This window comes from Paenibacillus camerounensis (assembly GCF_000723885.1).
GTDB classification, from domain to species: Bacteria; Bacillota; Bacilli; order Paenibacillales; family Paenibacillaceae; genus Paenibacillus_AQ; species Paenibacillus_AQ camerounensis.
In genome coordinates this window covers 24,041-45,770 of record NZ_CCDG010000036.1, presented here as the reverse complement: position 1 = coordinate 45,770, position 21,730 = coordinate 24,041, and the positions used below count along the sequence as shown (strand labels likewise).

Sequence of the window (21,730 nt, the reverse complement as noted above, 5' to 3'; positions counted from 1 at the left end):
TGAATTATGAAATTGACTCCTTTGTACAATTAAAACAGGGGGATTTAGTCATTTTAAGGAGATAACTGTATTATGTACATCTATTTTCCTCAAAAAAGCTGGTTTCAGGCGTTTTTGGCAAATATAAATGTATAGAGTGCAGTTAAAACCTGCAGAGGAGCTAATTAGCCAGGTATAATTGCAGATAGTACAGTTATTTCAGCCCGTTGCATTCATTATGCCATGCCATTAACTACGAAACAGGACAAGTGCGCACCGAGTAGAAGGAAAGAGGCGATAGAGTGTCTCTGTGTGAGGTTATAAACGTAATTGCGGTTTATATAAGTGGAATTTTGACAACTAATTCTACACAAACTACCAGGAAGATGATTTTTGTGGGAAAAACGTCACTTAATTCCACGGTTAAGGAAATAAGTGTTGAAAATCCAACTAAGTTGTTTTGGGAGTATGGAGGAAGCTCCGGGTAACCATGGAAATGTACGTGTGCATCACGAAGGGGAATGACAGCGCAAAAAAGATGCTCCGCGCCATAGAGGCTGCGGGCATCTTTTTAATGTAATAAATAGTTTAGATGATGAACCAGTGCCTAGTCTGCATGGGTGCTGAGATCGCAATCCTTGAGCGGAATGAGGCGGCTGGGTCTGAACCAGCGGTAGCCGGCCCAGATCAGCAGGAACAGCGGCAGGCTGACGTAGGAGACGAGCACGCCGTACCAGTCGATCTTGCTGCCGGTGAAGGCACCCATGTTCTGTCCGAGCACCGCGATCATGCAGAGCGCGAAGGCGAAGAGCGGACCGAACGGGAACCATCTGGCCCGGTACGGCAGCTCGCTGAGCGAATGGCCCTGCTTCACGAAAGCGCGGCGGAACCGGTAATGGCAGACGGCGATGCCCAGCCAGTTGATGAAGCCGCACATCCCTGAGGCATTGAGCAGCCAGTTGTAGACGGCACCATCGCCGAAGAACGAAGCGAGAAAGGCCAGCATACCGACTGCTGTAGTCACCAGCAGGGCGCCGACAGGCACACCGCGGCGGTTAAGCCTGCCCAGCGCACGCGGCGCCATGCCGTCCTTGGCCATCGCGTACAGGACGCGGGTGGAGGCATACATTCCGGAGTTGCCGGCTGACAGGACGGAGCTTAAGATGACGGCATTCATTACGGAGGCGGCAATCGCCAGGCCCGCTTTGTTGAAGACAATCGTGAACGGGCTGACGCCGATATCGTCGATACCGCCGCGCAGCAGGTCGGGATTCGTGTAAGGAATCACCATGCCGATGACGAGAATGGCGAAGATGTAGAAGATCATAATCCGCCAGAATACCTGGCGGATCGCGATCGGCACGTTGCGGCGCGGATTTTCACTTTCGCCTGCAGCAACACCAACCAGCTCCGTGCCCTGAAAGGAGAAGCCGGCGGCCATGAAGACGCCGACGAAGGCGAAGAAGCCGCCGTGGAACGAGCTTCCGCCAAGCTGGAAGTTGGTAAAGCCGATCTTCTCGCCGCCCATGATGCCGAAGATCATCAGCACGCCGACAACCAGGAAGACAATAACGGTGATGATTTTGATAATCGCGAACCAGTATTCGGATTCCCCGTACCCGCGGGAGGAGAGAAAGTTCAGGCCGAACATCAGCAGCAGAAACAGAAGGCTCCAGAGAGTAGAAGAGCTCTCCGGGAACCAGTACTTGATAATGACGGTTGCGGCGGCTAGCTCTGCTGCTATGGTTACCGCCCAGTTGTACCAGAAATTCCAGCCGATGGCGAAGCCGAAGGCCGGGCTGACAAACCGGGTGCCGTAGGTGCTGAAGGAACCCGAGTCAGGCAGGTAGGTGGCCAGCTCACCGAGGCTGGTCATCAGGAAATACACCATGAGCCCTACCGCAGCATAGGCGAGCAGAGCTCCGCCCGGACCGGAGGAGGCAATGGCGCCGCCGCTGGCCAGGAACAGGCCGGTTCCGATCGAACCGCCGAGTGCGATCATCGTCAGATGCCTGGCTTTGAAGGTTTTGCGCAGTGCCGGCTGCTGGTTGTCTTGTGTTGCTTGCATAAAAATGGACACTCCTTCTGAAGGTTCGTGTTTCTGTTCATGAAGGGGAGTGGTATACGAAGCCGCCCCCGTGCATGAGGGCGGCAAATCCTGTAGGCGCAAAAAAACCGCAGACGGATCTGCGGTTTCCTGAAAATACGGCTCCGCATCATACTCCCTGTTAAGATAGCGCAACACAGTGCAGAATCCTGCAGGCCGTAGCGGCCTGCGGTACACAGTGACAGTTCCGTGCCTGTTCGGCAACGGCCCCAGTCTGCGCGGCATTTAGGAGCGGCGGCGCAGACTTCGGCGGATATTCCTTTGGGCGGCTTCACAGGCGGCTCTTAACGCCTCTGCACGCTTACTGATAATATTCGCGACCTCTACCTCATCTTAGGTATGATGAGGCTATCTTTATTCAATATGAACACAACAGGAATTAGTATAATGCAACAACTGAGACTCGCGCAATAACAAAATACGGCAGATACGTGTCAGGTACGGCGGCGCTCCGACATTTGCTGCCAGACGGTGCCGGCCGCTTCCTCGCCGGATGCGATCCGCTCCAGCGCCATACGTGCCTGCAGGCCGACCTCGAATTCCGGGTCTTCGGCTGCAGCTGCCAGTGCATCCTGAGCTTCGGCAGTGCCGAGCTCATAGAGGAAGCGGGCCGCCCGCCAGCGGACGAGCTTGCTGGCATCCTTGAGCGACGCCGTCATCACCGGCGTCGCAGCAGGGTCGCCGATGTCGGACAGCGTGTCCCCGGCCGTGCGCCGCACAGCCGGGGCACTGTCAGCCATCGCCTCATAGAGCAGCTCCATCGCCTCCGGCGTGCGGATGTCGCCCAGGTATACGACCGCAAGCCTGCGCAGCTGCAGCTTGGGGTCGTGCAGCGCCTTGCGCAGCTCCGGCAGGAGCTCCGCAGCCGGCGCCAGATCCTCCAGCGCGGCGTAGCGCACGCGCCAGTCGGCGTCCTGCAGGCCCAGCAGCAGCTCGGCCTGCCCCTTCTTCTGCCGCTGCTCGATGAACTCGCCGGCGGCCCCGTGCGCGATGGCCTGCTGCACGAGGGAGTCGAGGCGTTCCTGCGGATACGCCGCCTCCAGCTCCTGCTCGACCTCGCGGGCAATTTCCGGCGGCTCACCGTAGCGTACGCCGTAATCGGAGAGCTTGCGCTCCTTGATCAGCACCGCGCTGGCCACATCCGTCACCGCCTGCGTGAAGCGGCTGGAGAGGGCGATGCGCTCTTCATTCGCGCCGGTCTTAACGCGGATCTGGATCGGGATGCCGCGGAACATCTGGACGAATACCTGCGATTCCCCGAAATGGGCGCCGGCATTCTCGTCCTCCAGATTAATCTCTGCGCTCAGGCCGTCTGCGCCGAAGCGGCTCTGCACCTCGCGCAGAATGGCCGCCCAGTCGGCGCTGCCCTTGCGCTCCAGCGCAGCGAAATCAGCGGCGTGATAAATGCTTGTCACACCGGAGATCTTCAGCATATCCCGTGCCCAGGCAGGGGCGCTGCGCTCGCTCTCGGGTGTATAGGTCCGGCGGATGCCGGGTTCCAGACTTTCGTCCAGATGAAGCTTCATCGTATTTGGACTTGGAGTCGGTTCTATAAATGTGATCTTCATACGCTTAGCTCCCCTTTCATTCGGTAGAATTACCGCAGTCTTTACCCGCATTTTACATCATTATATGGGGGGAATACAAAATGGCAGCCAGCCCCGGCAGCTTAATCCGGCCGTAAATTGGGTAAAATTTGTACTGAATCCTGATAAGGAGAGATGCCGTTATGGCTAAAATAAAATACAACAACATCGATAACGTCGGCGTAGACAAGACGCTGAAGGAACTGCGCCAGTGGAGGGAGGAGCGCCGCAGCAAGCAGAAGGACTACTCCTATAAGGTGCCGAACCACACGCCGGAGCTGAGTTATCTCACAGGGAACCGGCTGGACACGACGATAACCTGGATCGGGCACTCGACCTTTTTTATGCAATATGAGGGGCTTAATATCATTACCGATCCAATCTGGGCCCGCCGTCTCGGCTTCGAGAAGCGGATCGGCCAGCCGGGCATACCGCTGAATGAGGTACCGCCGGTGGATCTGATCCTGATCTCGCATTCCCATTATGACCATCTGCATTTCCCCTCAATCCGCAAGCTGTATAAGGCAGCGACGAAGATCGTGGTTCCGGCCGGACTCAAGCGGAAAATGCTGCGTAAAGGCTTTCCGAACTGCCAGGAGATGCAGTGGTGGGAGGAGCTGACGCTGGGGCCGGTCAAGCTGACGTTCGTGCCGACCCAGCACTGGACCCGGCGGACCCCCTTTGATACCAACAGCTCCCACTGGGGAGGCTATGTGCTTCAGCCTGCCGAGCCCGGCAAGCATCCGGAGGGGAAGAAGGACGAACAGAAGCGGAAGCTGCCGCCTAATCTTTATTTTGCCGGAGACAGCGGCTTTTTCCCAGGCTTCAAGGAGATCGGTAGCCGTTTCAAGCTGCATATTGCCCTGATGCCAATCGGGGCGTATGAGCCGGAGTGGTTCATGAGCTCACAGCATGTGAATCCTGAAGAAGCGGTGCAGGCTTTTCTGGATGTAGGCGCTGAAATGATGATTCCGATGCATTTTGGCACCTTCCGGCTGGCTGACGATACGGCGCGGGAGGCGCTGGACCGGATGGAGCTGGCGCGTGAGGCTCAGGGAATAAGTCCGGAGCGGATACGCACCTTGGGGTACGGCGAGACGTTAATCGTGCACCCTGAGGAGCGCTATTCGGGGCAATAATGCGCACACATAGGGATTTAGTGCCAAAACCGCAGGAACAACGTGATGTTACGGGCTATTTGCCTTGATTTTATGCTATAATGAGCCGAAACCCAAAGTGAAAAGGATGGTAATGCTTAATGATTAGCACAAGCGGCGTAACACTCCGCTACGGAAAACGCGCACTTTTTGAGGATGTAAACATAAAATTCACACCAGGGAACTGCTACGGCCTGATCGGGGCGAACGGTGCCGGTAAATCTACTTTTCTAAAAATCCTGTCCGGCGAGATTGAAGCCAACATCGGGGATGTACACATCACTCCGGGCGAACGTCTGGCAATCCTGAAACAGAACCATTTTGAGTATGATGAATTTCAGGTGCTGGAAACAGTCATTATGGGACACACCCGCCTTTATGAAATTATGAAGGAGAAGGATGCCCTTTATGCCAAGAGCGACTTCACAGAAGCTGACGGCCTGCGCGCCGGTGAGCTTGAAGGTGAATTTGCCGAGCTGAACGGCTGGGACGCTGAGCCGGATGCGGCAGCCATGCTGATCGGCCTGGGCATTATGCGTGAAATGCACGACAAAAAGATGGCCGAACTCAGCGGCAACGAAAAGGTCCGGGTATTGCTTGCGCAAGCTCTGTTCGGCCGTCCGAACAACCTGCTGCTCGATGAGCCTACCAACCATTTGGATCTTGAATCCATCGGCTGGCTGGAGAACTTCCTCATGGACTATGAAGGTACTGTTATCGTGGTATCCCATGACCGTCACTTCCTGAACAAGGTCTGCACGCATATTGCGGATATCGATTTCGGCAAAATTCAGATGTACGTCGGCAACTATGACTTCTGGTATGAGTCCAGCCAGCTGGCTCAGACCCTGCAGCGTGATGCCAACAAGAAGAAGGAAGATAAGATCAAGGAGCTGCAGGCCTTCATTCAGCGCTTCTCGGCCAATGCCTCCAAATCGAAGCAGGCGACTTCCCGTAAGAAGCAGCTCGAGAAGATTACACTGGACGATATCCGTCCATCCAACCGTAAATATCCGTTCCTTAACTTCAAGCCGGAGCGTGAAGCCGGTAAGCAGCTGCTTACGGTCACTGGCCTGAGCAAGACTGTTGAGGGCGAGAAAATGCTGGATGAGTTTAACATTGTAGTCAACAAAGGCGACAAAATTGCTTTTGTAGGCCCGTATTCCCAGCCGAAATCACTGCTGTTCGATATTCTGATGGGTGAGAAGGAAGCAGACAGCGGTGAGTATTCATGGGGTGTAACCACTACCCAGGCGTACTTCCCGAAAGACAACTCCAGCTATTTCGACGGTGTCAATCTGAACCTTGTGGAATGGCTGCGCCAGTACTCCAAGGATCAGGACGAAACCTTCCTGCGCGGATTCCTGGGCCGGATGCTGTTTGCCGGTGAGGAAGCGCTGAAGAAGGCAAGCGTGCTGTCCGGGGGAGAGAAGGTCCGCTGTATGCTGGCCAAAATGATGCTGAACGGCGCGAATGTGCTCGTATTCGATGAGCCTACGAACCACTTGGATCTGGAATCGATCACTGCGCTGAATAACGGTCTGATTGATTTTGACGGGACGATTCTCTTTACTTCCCATGACCATCAGTTCATCCAGACCATTGCCAACCGGGTTATTGAAATTACACCGACAGGCGTCATTGACCGCTCCATGAGCTATGATGAATACCTGGAGAATCCGGAAATTAAGGAACTGCGCCAGCGCATGTATCCTGTTGAAGTCTAATAGAATAAATTATATGAACAGGTAAGGTTCATAACAAAACGGCTGCGTTATCCTCCCGGGATAACGCAGCCGTTTATGTTCAGAGCTGAACCAGATTCTGTGTCCGGACCCAAAGGCCTAGGACCCGCCGGTGCGGCGGCGCTGGTTGTTAGGTTTTTTGTTGTTCTGGCTCTTCAGCGGCTTTGCGGAGCCGGCTTGAAAGGATGAGCCCGGTTTGCTTGAATTCTGCTGTTTCTTTTGTTCAAGCTTCTGGCGGATGGCATCAGCCAGATTGACCTTCGGTTTCTCGGTATTTTCGCTCATTATGTTACCCCCTTATGAAGCAAGTCCTATTCCTCATTTTAATTGTTTTTAAATGCCGCCACAAGGGCAAGAATAATTCAAGAAATGAATTGCCGGAGCAGACTTGGCAAAGAAGATGAAGAAGGAGTGTCAGCCGGTGGCCGATATTTATGAGGATATACGCAAGGGAGAACGCGGGGCGATGGTCAGTATCGCTGCCTATCTGGTTTTGTCTGCATTTAAGCTGGTAAGCGGGTCTTTATTCGGATCGAGCGCACTGCTGGCTGACGGCTTCAACAACCTGACGGATATTGTTGCTTCCGCAGCAGTGCTGATCGGACTGCGGATTTCGCGGAAGCCGCCTGACTCCGATCATCCGTACGGGCATTTCCGGGCGGAGACGGTGGCGGCACTGCTGGCTTCCTTTATTATGGCGATGGTCGGGATACAGGTAATCGTTGAAGCGGTACGTTCTCTGTTCGAAGGCGCCAAAGCGGTGCCGGAGCTCTGGTCTGCTGCGGTGGCGTTGGTGTGTTCAGCGGCGATGATGGGGGTATATATATATAACAAGAGATTAGCCAAGCGGATTAACAACGGCGCCCTTATGGCCGCAGCCAAGGATAATTTCTCGGATGCTATGGTCAGTATCGGCGCAGCGGCAGGGATTGTGGGTGCACAGTTCGGCCTGCCGTGGATTGATTCTGCTGCTGCCGTCCTGGTAGGGTTGCTCATAGCCAAAACAGCATGGGATATTTTCCGTGATGCCACCTACCGGCTGACGGACGGGTTTGATGAGGATAAGCTCATGGATCTGCGCAGTACGATTGCCCGGACCCCCGGTGTGGAGGGAATTAAGGATATTAAAGCCCGTGTACATGGAAGTCAGGTGCTGGTTGATGTGGTCGTGGAGGTTGATGCCGGAATCAGTGTGGCAGAAGGCCACCGGATCAGCGATTCGATTGAAGAGCGGATGGGCGGCAGAGACAATATTATGAATGTGCATATTCATGTCGAGCCCAAAGAATAAAGCTCCGACCGGCTCCTAATTAGCTGTAATTTCCACCAAATCCAAGGAGAAATCAAGACTATAGACCCGGTGCTTACCATAACTTGGCAAGTCTTTTTGTGAGATTAGAAGCATGTTCCAATTCCCGCCTGCCCCTATAATGAGGGCAGAAAGCAACAAACGTAGCGCGCGCCGTTGTTGAATTCTCATCTTTGCATAAGCGGGGGAACGCTATGATCAGATCACATAAACAGCTTGCGGCTTCGTTATTGGTCTCAGCATCACTTGCATTATCCTGGGGAGTATTCAGCCCTCAGCAGGCATTCGCTGCTTCATCAGCTTCATCTGTAACGGCATCTGCTTCGCTGACAGGCGTTATTCAATCTTCAGTTCGTCTGCGCACCAGCCCTTCTACAAGCGGCAGTGTGATCACATACCTGAGTAAGGGCGATCAGGTCGTTATACTTGAACAAACCAACAGTTACTGGTACAAAGTCAGAACTGCGTCCGGAGAAGTTGGATATACAAGTTCCGGAGATCAGTATATCAGTGTTGTTGCTGCACCTGCAGTGACACCAGCTGTACAGACGGCAGTCATTCAGGCGTCTGTCCGGCTCCGTGAGACCCCTTCAACCAGCGGGAAAGTGCTCGGGAACCTCAAGGAAGGCGATCCGGTGGTAATATTGGAGGAGACCAACAGCTACTGGTATAAAGTGCAGACAACTAACGGAACGATCGGCTACACCAGTTCGGCAGACCGTTATATTGGGCTGGACGAAGCAGCGGTAACGCCGGCTCCGGCAACTCCGGCACCTGCGCCAGCAGCAACTCCGGCACCGGCTCCAACGGCACCGGCACAGTCTGCTATCATTGATAATGTTATCGCAGCAGGCATGAAATATCTGGGGACGCCATATGAATTCGGCTCCAGCAGAAGTAATACGAGCACCTTTGACTGCTCTGATTTTATCCGGCAGATGTTCAAGGATGCACTGAATTTAACTTTGCCTGCCGACTCCCGGCAGCAGGGAACCTGGGTTCGGGAGAACAGCCAGACGGTTACTGATATTTCCGGCCTCAAGCGCGGCGACCTGATGTTCTTTATGGATTATAAGGGAAGCTCAGCTTCTGCTTATGCTGGAGTGAACAGATTTTCGGAGCGGATCTCACACGTAGCGATGTATCTGGGGGACGGAAAGATTCTGCACACGTATTCTGTAGCTTCCGGCGGTGTGAGGGTCGACAATTTAAGCTCTTCGTGGATGAACCGGTTCCTGTATGGAGGCTCGGTTGTCCGCTAATGATATTAGAGCAGTACAAGGTTTGTGACGGGTGAACTAGGGTAGAGGTTTTGTAGGGCTAACTCTTCAGTAGAATGTCTACTGAAGAGTTAGCCCTTCTTTTGTGTTATCTTAAAAGGAAGACGGCAGCCATAAGACATTAAGTCTCAGACTGCCGGATATGGGTGCAGGCAGGAACGAATGCTTGCGGTTATTCCATTATGGAGTAATTACGTATGCAGATGCCGGAACCTTAATCCATGCTTTGCCAAGCCAGGTATAAACCTCTCTCCATTCATTGCCCCAGGCATCGGTCAAAACAGCGCCGGTAGTATCAATGGTCTGGGCGCTCAGCCAGCCGGCCGGAGTCAGGCTGTCAGTGGAGAAATGGAAAGGAGTTGCTTTTGTCAAAATAATCATCGGGGTCGCCGGTTTGATATCCGCCGGAGTAATTACAGTTTCAAACTGCTCACTGTAAGTGCTCCCCGTAACTGTAGTTGCCGGATCTGCAGTGCCTGTAACCTCTGCCGCTGAAGCCGATGCTGCTATGGATGCCATAAGACCTACTGCTACTGTAAAACTGGCTAATTTTTTCATCTGAAATTCCTCCTAGTGTGGTTTTGGGTTAGCGGTTTTTTCCATGTTTGTACTGTGCTAATATGCATGTAAACAAAAAGGGGAGGCGATGAACCAACCGTGTAAATAAAACTTTAAAATTGCCTGGTGGGGGAAAGGCCTACATATTTTGATGTGTGAATAGAATAAAAGAACATTCCCTACATAGAACAACCCGGAGCTCCTGAGGCGGAGACACCGGGTCTGCAGTTCCGTATTGCTATGCATGTTTATCCTCTAGGCACGCCGGGCGGATATCATCACATTGACCTTCCTCGCTGTCCGGTGAAGAGGGATACAATGAACAGGATGAGGAAGATAAAGAATAATACCTTTGCAATGCCGACTGCCGCTCCTACGATATTAAAGAATCCGAATACACCGGCGATGAGTGCAATCACCAGCAGAATTACCGACCATTTCAGCATGAGAAGTCATCCTTTCTGTCGGGTGGTGTAGTCATTGTATAAACGGGGGCTTACGGATTGAAACAAAATGGAATAATATGGTCTTTTAGACGCTTGACAGGCTGTTTCGTGCTATTGGCGTAAGGGTAACTATGCAGTAATAAGGCAGAGTAAGCCGATATTTATGACTTGGAAGGGGTTTTTGAAATGATCATTGAACTGAGCGTGGCACTGGTTGCTGTCGCATTCGCCGTACTTGTTTTCTTCTTAATCAAAACCTTAAATTCAGCAAAGGAATCCCTCGACAAAGTCAGCCAGACTCTGCAGGAAGTGCAGAAGACAGTAGATGAGCTTACCTATGAAATCAAGACAACTGTCCGTCATGCCAACGATATTACCGCTGATGTCCAGGGTAAAATCCAGAAGATTGATCCGATTGTCGATTCCGTCAAGAACCTTGGGGACGTTATGAATGAGCTTACGCTGACTGTGAAGCAGGTATCGGTTACGGTAATTGAGAAATACCGGAAATCCCGTGAGCTGAAGCAGAAGGCGGGAGAGGTAGCCATAGATGAAAAAACACTCACTCCCGCAGAAGAGCGTACAGTGAATTCCTATGACACGGCATACGCCAAGAAAGCACCGGGTAAAGTAGCAATAGCGCTTAAAGGTGTTGACGCGGCAGCAGCAATCTGGCAGAAATTCCGGCACTAATTCCGGAACAGTCCCATTCACACAGCATCGGTGCACATTATGAAAGGCGGGACGTCTTATGAACGTCATCATTCTTCTATTTAGCCTGCTATCCTCATATATATCGCCCTCCGCGCAGAGGGAGCATGTCCCGGCGACTTTTTTCTCCATGCAGCCGCAGGTAGTGCTTGCCTTTGAACGCAATCTCGGCTTGAATCCGTATATCAGCAGCTTTGATTCCCTTGCGGGTGCAGCCCTGTTTAGTTCGAAGGAGGAGCTTCTGCTGAGTAAGGGAGTGCCGCTGAGTATTTCCCCTGATCCCTGGCAGGAATGCCTGGAATATCAATACGCTGATATGACGGCCGGAATCTGCGGCGGTATCGTTACCTACATTCATGTGAATCCGGTCCAGGCAGGGACGTATGGCCTGATTCTTAACGGAGTATCACTGAATCCGGCGGATAATACCGCAGGTGAGCTGCTGGGGGAACCGGATTTCATTGCAGATGACGGGGATGTCTATATAAGAGGAAGCGCGGCACTGAAGATTTACCGCAATCCGTTCACCGGTGAATGGGACGGAATTGATTTATTTGATGCGAATGCGTCATGAGGTGTTTCATAAGCTTACGGTGAGGTTAATAAAAGTACAGTTGTCTTTAATAAAAGACATATCCACCTCACAAATCTAAGCTTAAGGAAGGTGATCTCATGGGTCCAATCGGCACTCAGTCATACGCCAAGCTTTTGGAGAACGGTGTCCAGGCGATAGAAGAAGTGAACCGGCTGCGCAGCAGCGGCTACACGAAGGATAACATTTATGTTATCAGTCATGATCAGGACCGGGAAAACCGCATTGTTGATGCGGCGGACACAAATGAGGTCGGCTTAGGTGAAGAAGGATTGTTTGGCGCTATCGCCAACCTCTTCCGATCGCGCGGGGACGCCTTGCGTTCCAAGATTACAGCCCTTGGCTTCAGCAGCGCGGAGGCAGGATTTTATGAGAAAGAACTTGATGCGGGCAAGGTACTTGTAATTGCCAAGAAATATCCGCAATAACCGCCGTTTTCCGGAGGGCGGAACTATAGCGCAATAGCGTAACCTCCAGCTCCACTATTGTAGTGGTGGGGCTGGAGGTTACTTTGTTGAATACGGGAGCAATAAAACCCTTATATTCCAAATTATAGAATGATGGTAAAGGGCTGCTTAAATATCGTATGATAAAAGGATGAAATACGAGGGATGATTACGGGCTTACACTATTCTGGAGAGGTGAATATGCTTGAAAATATTAATTGTTGACGATAATCCGACCAACGTTATTATAATCCGGGAAATCCTGAAAAAGGAGGATTACCGGAACTTTATTACAGCATCATCTGCGAAGGAAATGCTGAAGATTCTGGGCATTGGTGCCGGGAATGATACACAGCGCCCGCGTCCCTCGGATGTGGATCTGATTCTGCTGGATATGATGATGCCGGAGATGGACGGTATTGAGGCTTGCCGTGTAGTACAGCAGTATGAACATCTCCGGGATATTCCCATTATTATGGTGACCGCCGTAGGCGATTCCAAAAAGCTGGCTGAAGCGCTTGATGCCGGAGCCGGTGACTATGTTACGAAACCGATTAATAAGGTTGAACTGATGGCCCGCATCCGTCTGGCGCTGCGTCTGAAGAGGGAGAAGGACTGGCATAAGGAACGGGACACGCGGATTCAGGACGAACTGAAGCTTGCCGCACTCGTGCAGAATGCTGTGCTGAGCCTGCCGGTTAAAGAAGAGGACTTTGAGGTACATGCAATCTATCAGCCCTCCTTTGAGCTGGCCGGTGATTTGTATGCCTGGTATCCGCTTGGTGACGGGAGATATGCTGTTATTCTGCTCGATATGATGGGCCACGGGATTTCTTCATCCCTATTTTGCATGTTCCTTGCTTCCGTGCTGAAGGATACGGTGACTACCTATGTAGAACCCGAAAAGGTCATTCAGGAGCTGAACCGCAGATTCAACCAGCTATACATTGAGAAGCAGCTGGTCCAGTATTATTTTACGGCCATTTATATGGTTATTGATACCCGGATCAAACGGATCGACTACGTGAACGCCGGGCATCCGCCGGGGCTGTTCTTTGAGGGCGGAGCCAAGGAGCCGGTTCTTCTTGAAAGCAACTGCCATCCCGTCGGCTTGTTTGACCGGATTGACATTGAACCCCAGAGTCTCAGCTATGAAGAGGAAGGCCACTTGGTTCTTTACACGGACGGGCTGCTCGAAATGGCCGAAGGCGATCAGGAGGATCAGCTTAAATTCATGACAGGACACCTCAACAGCGGGCATGAATGGCATGAAAAGGCTATGCGGGATGTATTCTTCATCGACGAACCTGACGTGGAGCGCGATGATGATAAATGCCTGGTGTGGATTACGCTGGGGAAAGGAACTGAACTGTAATGAAAATAAAAGCCAAGCTGCTAATCGGGTTCAGTGCGTTACTGGCCATTATGCTGGCATTAACAATGATTGGCTACGATCGGCTTAATTATATGAGCGATCAGCTCGACAGCTTTACCGCAAGGTATGATAAAGGACGTGCTTCCTCAGGGCTGCGGGGCGAAGTTAATGATATGGCCCGTATCCTGACCACGGCCATGCTGAATGCAGATGTAGAAACAGTAGAGGTTCAGAAGACAGAGCTTGAGGATAAGGTGGTCAAGGCAGACGGGCATCTGAAGACTATTGAAGCCTCGCTTACCAATGCTGATGAGTTGCAAATACTTAACCGGATTGAAAGTGCATATACCGCTTATATGAACTACCAGAGCAAGGCGGTCAAGATGCTTGAAGCCGGTTATTTCCAGAATGCCAATGCTTACCGTAACGCTGAAGGACAGGACATCCAGAACGAAATGCTTAACAGCCTGAATGCCCTGTCGGACTATAACGCCAACCTGATGACGCAGGAGACCAATCAGGCGCAGGAGGCTTCTGGCCGTTCGATTCAGATGGTGACATTAATTATGGTAGTAGGACTGCTGCTGGGGCTCGGGGTTATTTTATGGGTGATTCCCAGCATCACGCGCGGGCTTAATGTGGTGTCAATGATGATTACCAGCTTCGGCAACGGTAAAATGCGTGCGATCCGCCGGATTAAGGTGAACTCGAAGGATGAGATCGGTGATGTAGCCCGTGTCTTTCAAAAGATGGCCGGGGATATCGAGCAGAAGCAGCAGCTGGAGCAGGCTTATACCCAGGCGCAGAGCGATCAGGCCTGGCTTAATGGAAATATCGCGCGTGTGACGGAGCTGCTGCGCGGGGTGGGCTCACTGGACCGGGTCTCTCAGACTTTCATTAGTGAATTCACTCCTGTGCTGGGAGCACAATACGGGGCGCTATACCTTAAAGACCTCCATAATCCTAACCGGCTGCTGGCAAGTGCCTTTTATGCCGGAGATGCCGAGGACGGTCTTAAAGAGTACTTTGATGTAGGCCAGGGCCTCGTCGGACAATGTGCCTTGGACAAGATGCCGCTCAAGCTTGAAAAGGCGCCTCATGATTATATTAATGTCTCTTCGGGCTTTGGGGATGCGCATCCGGACCATATCTTTATTTATCCTGTATTGTTTGAGGATGAAGTTCTTGGTGTGCTCGAGTTTGCCTCCTTTACACCGTTTACTATGCTGCAGAATGAACTTCTGCACCAGCTGGCAAATAATCTCGGTATTATACTGAATAATATTATCCGCAGAATGGCTGTTGAGGATCTGCTTCGTGAATCACAGGCGCTTACGGAGGAGCTGCAGTGCCAGTCAGAGGAGCTGCAGACCCAGCAGGAGGAGCTGCGCCGTTCCAATGAGAACCTGGAGGAGCAGACCGATGCGCTGAAGCGCTCCGAAGAGCTGCTGCAGCGGCAGCAGGGTGAGCTGGAGCATTTCAATACAGAACTGGTCGCCAAAACTCGTGCCCTTGAGGAGCAGGTGCAGGAGGTCGAGGAGAAGAAGGATGAAATTGAGCAGGCCCGCCTCCAGCTGGAGAAGCAGGCTATGCAGCTTGCCGTTACGGGGAAATATAAGTCAGAGTTTCTGGCGAACATGTCCCATGAGCTGCGGACCCCGCTCAACAGCCTGCTGATCCTATCCCAGCTGCTTACAGAGAACAAGGAAGGCAACCTTTCGGAGAAACAGGTGGAGTTTGCCCATACGATTTATATGTCCGGTGCCGATCTGCTGAAGATGATTGACGAGATCCTTGACCTGTCCAAGGTGGATGCCGGAAAGATGGAGCTGAATTACGAAGACATTCCGATAACGGAGCTTAAGACCTTTGTGAAGCAGAACTTTGCGCCGCAGGCAGCCAAGAAAGGGCTGTCTCTGCGTTTAGCCTTTGATGAGCCGCTGCCGGACAGCCTGTATACAGACAGTCACCGGCTGAAGCAGATTCTGCGCAATCTGCTGTCTAACGCCTTCAAATTTACGAGTGAAGGCTTCGTGGAATTCTCAATCAGCCGTGCTGAACCTGGACGCCTGCCTTCCTTCCTGCCGGATGACTTCGAATATGTAGCCATTGCTGTTAAAGACAGCGGCATTGGTATTCCTTCAGACAAGACGGAGATTGTCTTCGAGGCATTCCAGCAGGTGGACGGCACAACCAGCCGTAAATATGGAGGAACTGGCCTTGGGCTCTCGATCAGCCGTGAGCTTGCCCGTCTGATGGGCGGCGCTATAGGTTTGGAGTCGCGTGAAGGCCAGGGAAGTGTATTTACCCTCTACCTGCCGGTTAAGGGGCATTACAGTCTGCTTCCGGGGGCTGTGGAAGCGGCGTCCTCCTATTCCCCGGCCGAATACTCCGAGAGCCAGCAGTCTGCCGGAACAGATGAAGCCGTTCCTGTGCCGCTAAACCCGGCAATCGTTGAAGATGACCGTGAGGGACTTCAGGCAGAAGACAAGGTCATCCTGATTATTGAGGATGATGACAGCTTTGCCAAAATTCTGCTCGGGATGGCCCGCGGCCGCGGTTTTAAAGGCCTGGTTGCGCTGCAGGGGGATACCGGGCTGCAGATGGCCAAGTCCTTCCTGCCTGACGCAATTATCCTTGACATCCAGCTGCCTGTTATGGACGGGTGGTCGATTCTAAGAGAGCTGAAGAGCGTCTCACAGACCCGCCATATTCCTGTGCATGTCATCTCTGTTAATGATGAAGTGAAGCAGGGGCTGATGATGGGTGCAATGGCGTACCTGAAGAAGCCGTCCTCCAGACAGGCGCTGGACCGGGCCTTCTCGCAGATTGAGAACTATACCGCCAGTACCCTTAAGCATCTTCTGATCGTTGAGGATGATGAGATTCAGCGGCGCTCCATTATGGAGCTGATCGGTCACGACGATGTTGCGATTACGGCGGTGTCGACCGGTGAGGAAGCCCTCAGCGAGCTGCGTAAGCAGCGGTATGACTGTATGGTGCTTGACCTCATGCTGGAAGATATGACCGGCTTTGAGCTGCTGGACCAGATCCGTGACGATGAGGAACTTAATGATCTGCCGATTATTATTTATACAGGCAAGGACCTGGACAGCAAGGAAGAGACACAGCTGCGTAAATATGCAGAATCCATAATCATTAAGGATGTCCGTTCTCCGGAGCGGCTGCTAGATGAGACAACGCTGTTCCTGCACCGGGTAGAAGCCAATCTGCCTGAAGACAAGCGTAAAATTCTGCAAAAGCTGCACAATAAGGAGGAGCTCTTCGACGGGAAGAAGATACTGCTCGTCGATGATGATATCCGTAATGTCTTTGCTCTATCCAGCGTGCTGGAAGGCTACCATATGGAAGTGAAGTTTGCCGAGAACGGCCGGGAGGCCCTTGATCTGCTGGTTGAGCACAATGATTTTGACCTCGTGCTCATGGATATGATGATGCCGGAAATGGACGGATACGAGGCGATGCGCCGGATTCGCGAGATGCCGCAGTATCAGAAGCTGCCGATTATTGCACTCACTGCGAAGGCGATGAAGGAGGACCGGGCGAAGTGTATTGAGGCCGGAGCCTCCGATTATATGAAGAAGCCGATAAGTAACGATCAGCTTCTTTCCCTAATGCGTGTATGGCTGTATTCGTAAGCCGATTATTGGGGTAATAGCATTACAGAAAGTGAAAATTAACCAGTCCGGAAATACGGAAGCAAGCAAGGGAGCAGGGATAACGATGACAGCGATGGAACGGGGATATGATGAACAAACGGGGAATACGGGAAGCGGGCAGGAGCTGGAGCAGATTGAAATTGAATTATTGCTCAGCGGCGTGCACCGCTTGTACGGATATGATTTCAGAAACTATGCACTGCCTTCGCTGAAGCGGCGCATCTGGCATCATGTCCATGCCGAGAATGTACCTACCATATCCGCGCTTCAGGAGAAGGTTCTGCATGACCGTGCCTGCTTTGAACGTTTTGTATACAGCCTTTCTATTCCTGTTACGGAAATGTTCCGTGATCCGGGTCTTTTCTTAACCTTCCGCCAGAAGGTCATCCCGCTGCTGCGTACCTATCCGTACATCAGAATTTGGCATGCGGGCTGCTCGACCGGCGAAGAGGTATATTCGATGGCGATTCTGCTGCACGAGGAGGGGCTGTATGATAAAGCGCGTATTTATGCAACGGATATGAATGCGCGTTCCCTGCAGCAGGCCAAAGAAGGGGTATACGAGATCGGCAGAATGAAGCAATACACCAAGAACTATATGGAGGCGGGCGGAACCCGCGCTTTTTCCGAATATTACACTGCAAAATATAATTCAGTAATCCTGCAGCCGTTTTTGCGCAAAAACATTATTTTCGCCGAGCATAATCTGGCGACGGATACATCGTTTAATGAGTTTAATGTTATTTTTTGCCGTAACGTAATGATTTATTTCAACGATGAGCTCCGCGACCACGTGCACGGGCTGTTTTATGAAAGCCTAAGCCGTTTCGGTGTACTGGTGCTCGGCTCAAAGGAATCTATTCATTTCACCAGGTTTAGCAACGGCTACGAGCCCCTGGACAGAGTTGAAAAAATATACCGTAAAAATCAATAACGGGATAGGAGGGGCCTATGGGGGTTCAAGAACCGGTTCATATACTGCTTGTTGATGACCGTCCTGAAAATCTGCTGGCACTGGAAGCCGTGCTTGAGAGCCAGCATTATAAGCTTATCAAAGCAAATTCCGGTGAAGAAGCACTGCGGAGCTTATTGAGATATGAATTCGCTGTTATTGTTCTGGATGTACAGATGCCGGGTATGGACGGAATTGAGACCGCCAAGTTAATCAAGGCCAGAGAAAAGACCAAGGATATCCCGATTATTTTCATCTCGGCCAACAGCAAAGAGGCAGAGCATCTGTTTGCCGGATATTCTGCGGGTGCAATTGATTATATGGTTAAGCCTTTCATCCCGCAGATTCTCAAGTCCAAAATTGAAGGCTTCGTCAATATGCATCTCACCAATAAGAAGCATCAGATGCAGTCCATGCTGCTGCAGCAAAAGACGCAGGAGCTGGAAAAGATCAACGGAGAGCTGGTCAAGGCTAAGGAGGCCGCAGAAATTGCCGCCAATGCCAAGACAGAATTCCTGGCGATGATGAGCCATGAAATCCGCACGCCGATGAACGGTGTTGTGGGCATGATTGACCTGCTGATGGAGACAGAGCTCGCTCCTGAACAGAAGGAATATACGGAGATTATCCGTAAAAGCGCAGATACGCTCATTACCGTAATCAATGATATTCTGGACTTCACCAAAATGGAATCCGGAAAAATGGAGATGGAGGAGCAGCTGTTTGAGCTTCAGGGTACGATCCAGGAGGTATTCAGTCTGTTCTCTGCCGAGGCAGGCAAGAAAAACCTGGAGCTGGCTTATTTTATCGACCAGAATCTGCCTAAGCTAATCTATGGGGATATGGCCCGGCTGCGCCAGGTGCTGATTAATCTGGTGGCTAATGCGGTGAAATTCACCAACCAGGGCGGTGTATATCTGGTAGCCTCGCGCGCCTCCGGTGCTGATGGACAGCTAATGGTGGAATTTACTGTCAAGGATACAGGTATCGGCATCTCTCCGGAAAAATGCGACCGGCTGTTCCAGCCGTTCTCCCAGCTTGATTCCTCTATGACACGGAAATATGGCGGAACGGGTCTGGGGCTGGCAATATGCAAATCTCTTGTCGGAATGATGGGCGGTGAGATCCGCGTTGAATCGATGGAGGAGAAGGGGGCAACCTTTGTATTCACCATTCAGGCCGCAATGCCTGAGGATGAGCTTGCCAGAGGCTTTCAGGCTGAAGAGCCGCACGGGGAGATTAACAAGGATCGGATGCACAAAAAGGTGCTTGTGGTAGACGACCATCCGATTAATCAGCGGCTGATGGTCAGTATGCTGGATAAGCTGGGCTACAGCGCCGATATAGCCGAGGATGGAAGCCAGGCGGTAGAACTTGCCGCGCAGAATTGCTATGAATATATATTTATGGACCTGCAGATGCCGGTAATGGACGGTCTCACAGCGACAACCAGAATCCGCGCAGGCAGCAGTCTGGGAGCTGAGAAGACGGTTATCATTGCTATGACAGCTAACGTCATGGAGGGCATTCAGACCCGCTGTAAGGCTGCGGGAATGGACGGTTACATCAGCAAGCCGCTGAAGCTGAGCAGCATCAAACAAATTATCAGCCGTCATGAAGTCCATGACAGTACGCTAATTGAACGGAATGCCTCACTGTTTTAACGGACGCCCAGGAATTACCTGCTGCGGATTGTGCATGTTTTGTTTCAACACTATGCCTTTAGGGTTATTGGTAAAGAAAACATTTAATCAGGAGAGATTGTCTATGAATACACATAAAAGCGAAAAATTCCACGCAAAGACCGAAACTGAAGGCAATGTATGTACGGTTTATCTGATTGGAGAGCTAGATTTGTCAGTCGCTCCGGATTTCCGTCTGGTCATGGAGCCGCTTGTGGGAGACACGGGACTGGATCTCGTTATTAATCTTAAGGATTTAAAATATATCGACAGCACAGGTATTGGTATTCTGCTCTCGATTCTCAAGGCAAGACACGGAATGGATGTTAAATTTACGGTTGAGGAAGTTCCGCCTCAGATTCAGAAGCTGTTTGATATGACTGGTATTTCCAAGTTTTTTGCCCCCCAAGAGAACTCCCACTAAGGAAAGGATCGAAACAAGGATGAGTGATGACGTGCAAAAAGTAGTTCTTCAGTTACCCGCCAGCGCAGAATATGTCGATATCGTCAGACTGAATTTATATGGAATTGCCTCAAAAATGGGTTTTACCTACGAGGATATTGAGGATATGAAGGTAGCCGTATCGGAAGCCTGTAACAACTCCGTATTGTACGCATACGGCCAGGAAGACGGGCTTGTAGATGTAATTTTCGAAGTGGGGACAAGTGCCTTGTCCATCACTGTCAAAGACGAGGGGGAGAGCTTTGACGGAGTGGGTTCACCTGAACCGCGCATGACGCTGCATGACAAAGAGCTGAATGATGTTGAGGTAGGCGGACTGGGCTTTTATCTTATGCAGGCACTCATGGATGATGTTAGCGTCGTGAGTGAAGCTGGGAGAGGGACGGTCGTTACCCTGACAAAGCGGCTTAATTTTAGCGAGGAGAAAGTATGAGTGACAAAGTGACTCCCCCAGAGTCCATGAACGAAGCGGTAAGTCTGATCTGGGAATACCAGCAGACCAAAGATAATGAAATTGCTACTGTACTGATCCGCAAATACGAACCTATGGTCAAGATGGCGGCAGGCAAAATTGCCCGCAACCGTCCCGACCTCTATGAAGATCTGTACCAGGTAGGACAGATGGCGCTGATTCGACTGCTTCAACAATACGACATCAGTCTGGGAATTCCCTTTGAGCCGTATGCAATGAAGAGTATGATCGGTCATATGAAGAACTTCCTGCGGGATAAATCCTGGTACATACAGGTTCCGAGACGAATCAAGGAGAAGGGGGCGCTTGTCCAGCAGGCTATTGATGAGCTAACCATCAGGCTGGAGCGTTCGCCCGCTGTAGAGGAAATAGCCCATTATCTTGATCTTACCGTGGAAGAAACTGTTGAAGTGCTGGCCGGCAGAGAATGCTACCATTACGTGTCGCTTGATTCGCCGCTCTCCCAGGAGGATACAGGCGCTACACTCGGCGAGTTGATCAGTTCTGACGCCAATGACTATGAAACCGTTGAAAAGCGGATGGATCTCCAGCAGGCGCTGGGCCAACTCAAGGAACAGGAGCAGCAGGTGCTGCTGCTTGCATTCCAGGACGGCCAATCCCAGCGGGCTATTGCCCAGAAGCTGGGCGTGTCGCAAATGAGTGTGTCACGGATTCAGAAGCGGGCCACTGAGAAGCTGAAGCAGATCATGGCTAACTCTTCCTATTGAAGCTAGCCGTATAAGCAAAGACAAAACAGGACATGCCTATCCTCCGGGAAAGGGCATGTCCTTTATTTATTTCCGGCCGGCCCTGAAGCACGGGCGTTAGCTGTTCGCATCAATATAGGTTTTGATCTCGCCGAGATACTCTCCAATGACAGGAACATCAAGAAACAGGCTGAGCACATAGCCGAGTAAACCAAGGATAACGAAGGTCCCGAGAGACAGACCCAAGCCCCGTGATATGCCGGCCATCAGATTGGTTACAATCCGCTTCTTAGGGTTGGTATAGTTCTCAAGGATGTCCTTGAATTCGGATTTTTCCAGAGAATCTGCTATTTTGTCCAGTCTGGCATTCAGCCGCTTAACCTCGTGCCGCAGCTCAAAGGGATGCTCATCGACTTCATATGTTTTGGTCTTGCTGCCTGCATCTCCCATAAGGTCTCCCCGCTTTCTTGAGCCATAAAGGCT

20 protein-coding genes and 1 riboswitch are annotated in these 21,730 nt (G+C 51.6%); of the genes, 14 read left to right on the top strand and 6 right to left on the bottom strand.

Annotated features, from left to right (window positions below; translation table 11 throughout):
- Window positions 1-586: 586 nt before the first annotated feature.
- Both BN3772_RS13780 and BN3772_RS13775 read right to left on the bottom strand, forming a co-directional pair.
- The gene (locus BN3772_RS13780) at window positions 587-2,047 is read right to left on the bottom strand and encodes an amino acid permease (protein WP_042200082.1); all 1,461 of its coding nucleotides are present in this window, start codon (window positions 2,045-2,047) and stop codon (window positions 587-589) included.
- 158 nt (window positions 2,048-2,205) lie between these two features.
- A riboswitch (Lysine riboswitch) is annotated at window positions 2,206-2,420 on the bottom strand.
- Between the two features lie 100 nt (window positions 2,421-2,520).
- On the bottom strand, window positions 2,521-3,654 hold the full coding sequence (locus BN3772_RS13775; RefSeq protein ID WP_042200081.1) for a virulence factor: 1,134 nt from the start codon (window positions 3,652-3,654) through the stop codon (window positions 2,521-2,523).
- 161 nt (window positions 3,655-3,815) lie between these two features.
- On the opposite strand from BN3772_RS13775, the gene BN3772_RS13770 reads away from it, so the two are divergent.
- Together BN3772_RS13770 and BN3772_RS13765 are read left to right on the top strand one after the other, a co-directional pair.
- Window positions 3,816-4,811 carry an MBL fold metallo-hydrolase gene (locus tag BN3772_RS13770; RefSeq protein ID WP_042200080.1) on the top strand — a complete coding sequence of 332 codons (996 nt, stop codon included), beginning with the start codon at window positions 3,816-3,818 and terminating at the stop codon, window positions 4,809-4,811.
- Between the two features lie 119 nt (window positions 4,812-4,930).
- Window positions 4,931-6,556 (top strand): ABC-F family ATP-binding cassette domain-containing protein, encoded by a 1,626-nt coding sequence (locus BN3772_RS13765; RefSeq protein ID WP_042200079.1) that lies wholly within the window; start codon window positions 4,931-4,933, stop codon window positions 6,554-6,556.
- 117 nt (window positions 6,557-6,673) lie between these two features.
- Here the strand turns inward: BN3772_RS13765 and BN3772_RS13760 are convergent, their stop codons facing one another.
- Window positions 6,674-6,859: a hypothetical protein gene (locus BN3772_RS13760; RefSeq protein WP_042180853.1), complete on the bottom strand. Its 186-nt coding sequence runs from the start codon at window positions 6,857-6,859 to the stop codon at window positions 6,674-6,676.
- 181 nt (window positions 6,860-7,040) lie between these two features.
- On the opposite strand from BN3772_RS13760, the gene BN3772_RS13755 reads away from it, so the two are divergent.
- Together BN3772_RS13755 and BN3772_RS13750 are read left to right on the top strand one after the other, a co-directional pair.
- A complete protein-coding gene (locus tag BN3772_RS13755) occupies window positions 7,041-7,865 on the top strand; it encodes a cation diffusion facilitator family transporter (protein WP_425280438.1) in 825 nt (274 codons plus the stop codon).
- Window positions 7,866-8,077: 212 nt separating this feature from the next.
- Window positions 8,078-9,145, top strand: coding sequence for a C40 family peptidase (locus BN3772_RS13750; RefSeq protein ID WP_042200076.1), 1,068 nt, complete (start codon window positions 8,078-8,080; stop codon window positions 9,143-9,145).
- A 198-nt stretch (window positions 9,146-9,343) separates the two neighbouring features.
- On the opposite strand, the gene BN3772_RS13745 is transcribed toward BN3772_RS13750, so the two are convergent.
- Together BN3772_RS13745 and BN3772_RS13740 are read right to left on the bottom strand one after the other, a co-directional pair.
- Window positions 9,344-9,721: a hypothetical protein gene (locus BN3772_RS13745; RefSeq protein WP_042200074.1), complete on the bottom strand. Its 378-nt coding sequence runs from the start codon at window positions 9,719-9,721 to the stop codon at window positions 9,344-9,346.
- A 278-nt stretch (window positions 9,722-9,999) separates the two neighbouring features.
- Window positions 10,000-10,167 (bottom strand): DUF1328 domain-containing protein, encoded by a 168-nt coding sequence (locus BN3772_RS13740; RefSeq protein ID WP_042180844.1) that lies wholly within the window; start codon window positions 10,165-10,167, stop codon window positions 10,000-10,002.
- 186 nt (window positions 10,168-10,353) lie between these two features.
- Between BN3772_RS13740 and BN3772_RS13735 the strand changes: the two genes are divergently transcribed.
- From BN3772_RS13735 to BN3772_RS13690, 10 genes are all read left to right on the top strand, one after another.
- Window positions 10,354-10,860: a DUF948 domain-containing protein gene (locus BN3772_RS13735; RefSeq protein ID WP_042200072.1), complete on the top strand. Its 507-nt coding sequence runs from the start codon at window positions 10,354-10,356 to the stop codon at window positions 10,858-10,860.
- A gap of 58 nt (window positions 10,861-10,918) precedes the next feature.
- Complete coding sequence (locus tag BN3772_RS13730) at window positions 10,919-11,452, top strand: hypothetical protein (protein ID WP_052380502.1); 534 nt, start codon at window positions 10,919-10,921, stop codon at window positions 11,450-11,452.
- A 98-nt stretch (window positions 11,453-11,550) separates the two neighbouring features.
- Window positions 11,551-11,898 (top strand): YflT domain-containing protein, encoded by a 348-nt coding sequence (locus BN3772_RS13725; RefSeq protein ID WP_042180840.1) that lies wholly within the window; start codon window positions 11,551-11,553, stop codon window positions 11,896-11,898.
- 223 nt (window positions 11,899-12,121) lie between these two features.
- On the top strand, window positions 12,122-13,291 hold the full coding sequence (locus BN3772_RS13720) for a SpoIIE family protein phosphatase (RefSeq protein WP_042200070.1): 1,170 nt from the start codon (window positions 12,122-12,124) through the stop codon (window positions 13,289-13,291).
- Window positions 13,291-16,950 (top strand): response regulator, encoded by a 3,660-nt coding sequence (locus BN3772_RS13715; protein ID WP_042200068.1) that lies wholly within the window; start codon window positions 13,291-13,293, stop codon window positions 16,948-16,950. The genes BN3772_RS13720 and BN3772_RS13715 overlap by 1 nt, the downstream gene beginning before the upstream one ends.
- Before the next feature lie 85 nt (window positions 16,951-17,035).
- A complete protein-coding gene (locus tag BN3772_RS13710) occupies window positions 17,036-17,905 on the top strand; it encodes a CheR family methyltransferase (RefSeq protein WP_042180834.1) in 870 nt (289 codons plus the stop codon).
- Between the two features lie 17 nt (window positions 17,906-17,922).
- The gene (locus BN3772_RS13705) at window positions 17,923-19,587 is read left to right on the top strand and encodes a response regulator (RefSeq protein WP_042200067.1); all 1,665 of its coding nucleotides are present in this window, start codon (window positions 17,923-17,925) and stop codon (window positions 19,585-19,587) included.
- Window positions 19,588-19,690: 103 nt separating this feature from the next.
- Entirely contained in the window at window positions 19,691-20,029 is a 339-nt protein-coding gene (locus BN3772_RS13700; protein WP_042200066.1) for an STAS domain-containing protein, read from the top strand.
- A gap of 19 nt (window positions 20,030-20,048) precedes the next feature.
- Complete coding sequence (gene rsbW / locus BN3772_RS13695; protein WP_042180829.1) at window positions 20,049-20,501, top strand: anti-sigma B factor RsbW; 453 nt, start codon at window positions 20,049-20,051, stop codon at window positions 20,499-20,501.
- Entirely contained in the window at window positions 20,498-21,268 is a 771-nt protein-coding gene (locus tag BN3772_RS13690) for a sigma-70 family RNA polymerase sigma factor (protein ID WP_042200065.1), read from the top strand. The genes rsbW and BN3772_RS13690 overlap by 4 nt, the downstream gene beginning before the upstream one ends.
- Window positions 21,269-21,364: 96 nt before the next feature.
- Here BN3772_RS13690 and BN3772_RS13685 read toward each other — a convergent pair whose 3' ends face one another.
- On the bottom strand, window positions 21,365-21,697 hold the full coding sequence (locus tag BN3772_RS13685; protein WP_039877217.1) for a DUF5665 domain-containing protein: 333 nt from the start codon (window positions 21,695-21,697) through the stop codon (window positions 21,365-21,367).
- Window positions 21,698-21,730: the final 33 nt, after the last annotated feature.

What these genes read in the sequence shown, in the direction of transcription:
- BN3772_RS13780 (WP_042200082.1), bottom strand. Translation starts at nt 2,047, where the DNA reads ATGCAAGCAACACAAGACAACCAGCAGCCGGCACTGCGCAAAACCTTC.
- BN3772_RS13775 (WP_042200081.1), bottom strand. Translation starts at nt 3,654, where the DNA reads ATGAAGATCACATTTATAGAACCGACTCCAAGTCCAAATACGATGAAG.
- BN3772_RS13770 (WP_042200080.1), top strand. Translation starts at nt 3,816, where the DNA reads ATGGCTAAAATAAAATACAACAACATCGATAACGTCGGCGTAGACAAG.
- BN3772_RS13765 (WP_042200079.1), top strand. Translation starts at nt 4,931, where the DNA reads ATGATTAGCACAAGCGGCGTAACACTCCGCTACGGAAAACGCGCACTT.
- BN3772_RS13760 (WP_042180853.1), bottom strand. Translation starts at nt 6,859, where the DNA reads ATGAGCGAAAATACCGAGAAACCGAAGGTCAATCTGGCTGATGCCATC.
- BN3772_RS13755 (WP_425280438.1), top strand. Translation starts at nt 7,041, where the DNA reads ATGGTCAGTATCGCTGCCTATCTGGTTTTGTCTGCATTTAAGCTGGTA.
- BN3772_RS13750 (WP_042200076.1), top strand. Translation starts at nt 8,078, where the DNA reads ATGATCAGATCACATAAACAGCTTGCGGCTTCGTTATTGGTCTCAGCA.
- BN3772_RS13745 (WP_042200074.1), bottom strand. Translation starts at nt 9,721, where the DNA reads ATGAAAAAATTAGCCAGTTTTACAGTAGCAGTAGGTCTTATGGCATCC.
- BN3772_RS13740 (WP_042180844.1), bottom strand. Translation starts at nt 10,167, where the DNA reads ATGCTGAAATGGTCGGTAATTCTGCTGGTGATTGCACTCATCGCCGGT.
- BN3772_RS13735 (WP_042200072.1), top strand. Translation starts at nt 10,354, where the DNA reads ATGATCATTGAACTGAGCGTGGCACTGGTTGCTGTCGCATTCGCCGTA.
- BN3772_RS13730 (WP_052380502.1), top strand. Translation starts at nt 10,919, where the DNA reads ATGAACGTCATCATTCTTCTATTTAGCCTGCTATCCTCATATATATCG.
- BN3772_RS13725 (WP_042180840.1), top strand. Translation starts at nt 11,551, where the DNA reads ATGGGTCCAATCGGCACTCAGTCATACGCCAAGCTTTTGGAGAACGGT.
- BN3772_RS13715 (WP_042200068.1), top strand. Translation starts at nt 13,291, where the DNA reads ATGAAAATAAAAGCCAAGCTGCTAATCGGGTTCAGTGCGTTACTGGCC.
- BN3772_RS13710 (WP_042180834.1), top strand. Translation starts at nt 17,036, where the DNA reads ATGACAGCGATGGAACGGGGATATGATGAACAAACGGGGAATACGGGA.
- BN3772_RS13705 (WP_042200067.1), top strand. Translation starts at nt 17,923, where the DNA reads ATGGGGGTTCAAGAACCGGTTCATATACTGCTTGTTGATGACCGTCCT.
- BN3772_RS13700 (WP_042200066.1), top strand. Translation starts at nt 19,691, where the DNA reads ATGAATACACATAAAAGCGAAAAATTCCACGCAAAGACCGAAACTGAA.
- rsbW (WP_042180829.1), top strand. Translation starts at nt 20,049, where the DNA reads ATGAGTGATGACGTGCAAAAAGTAGTTCTTCAGTTACCCGCCAGCGCA.
- BN3772_RS13690 (WP_042200065.1), top strand. Translation starts at nt 20,498, where the DNA reads ATGAGTGACAAAGTGACTCCCCCAGAGTCCATGAACGAAGCGGTAAGT.
- BN3772_RS13685 (WP_039877217.1), bottom strand. Translation starts at nt 21,697, where the DNA reads ATGGGAGATGCAGGCAGCAAGACCAAAACATATGAAGTCGATGAGCAT.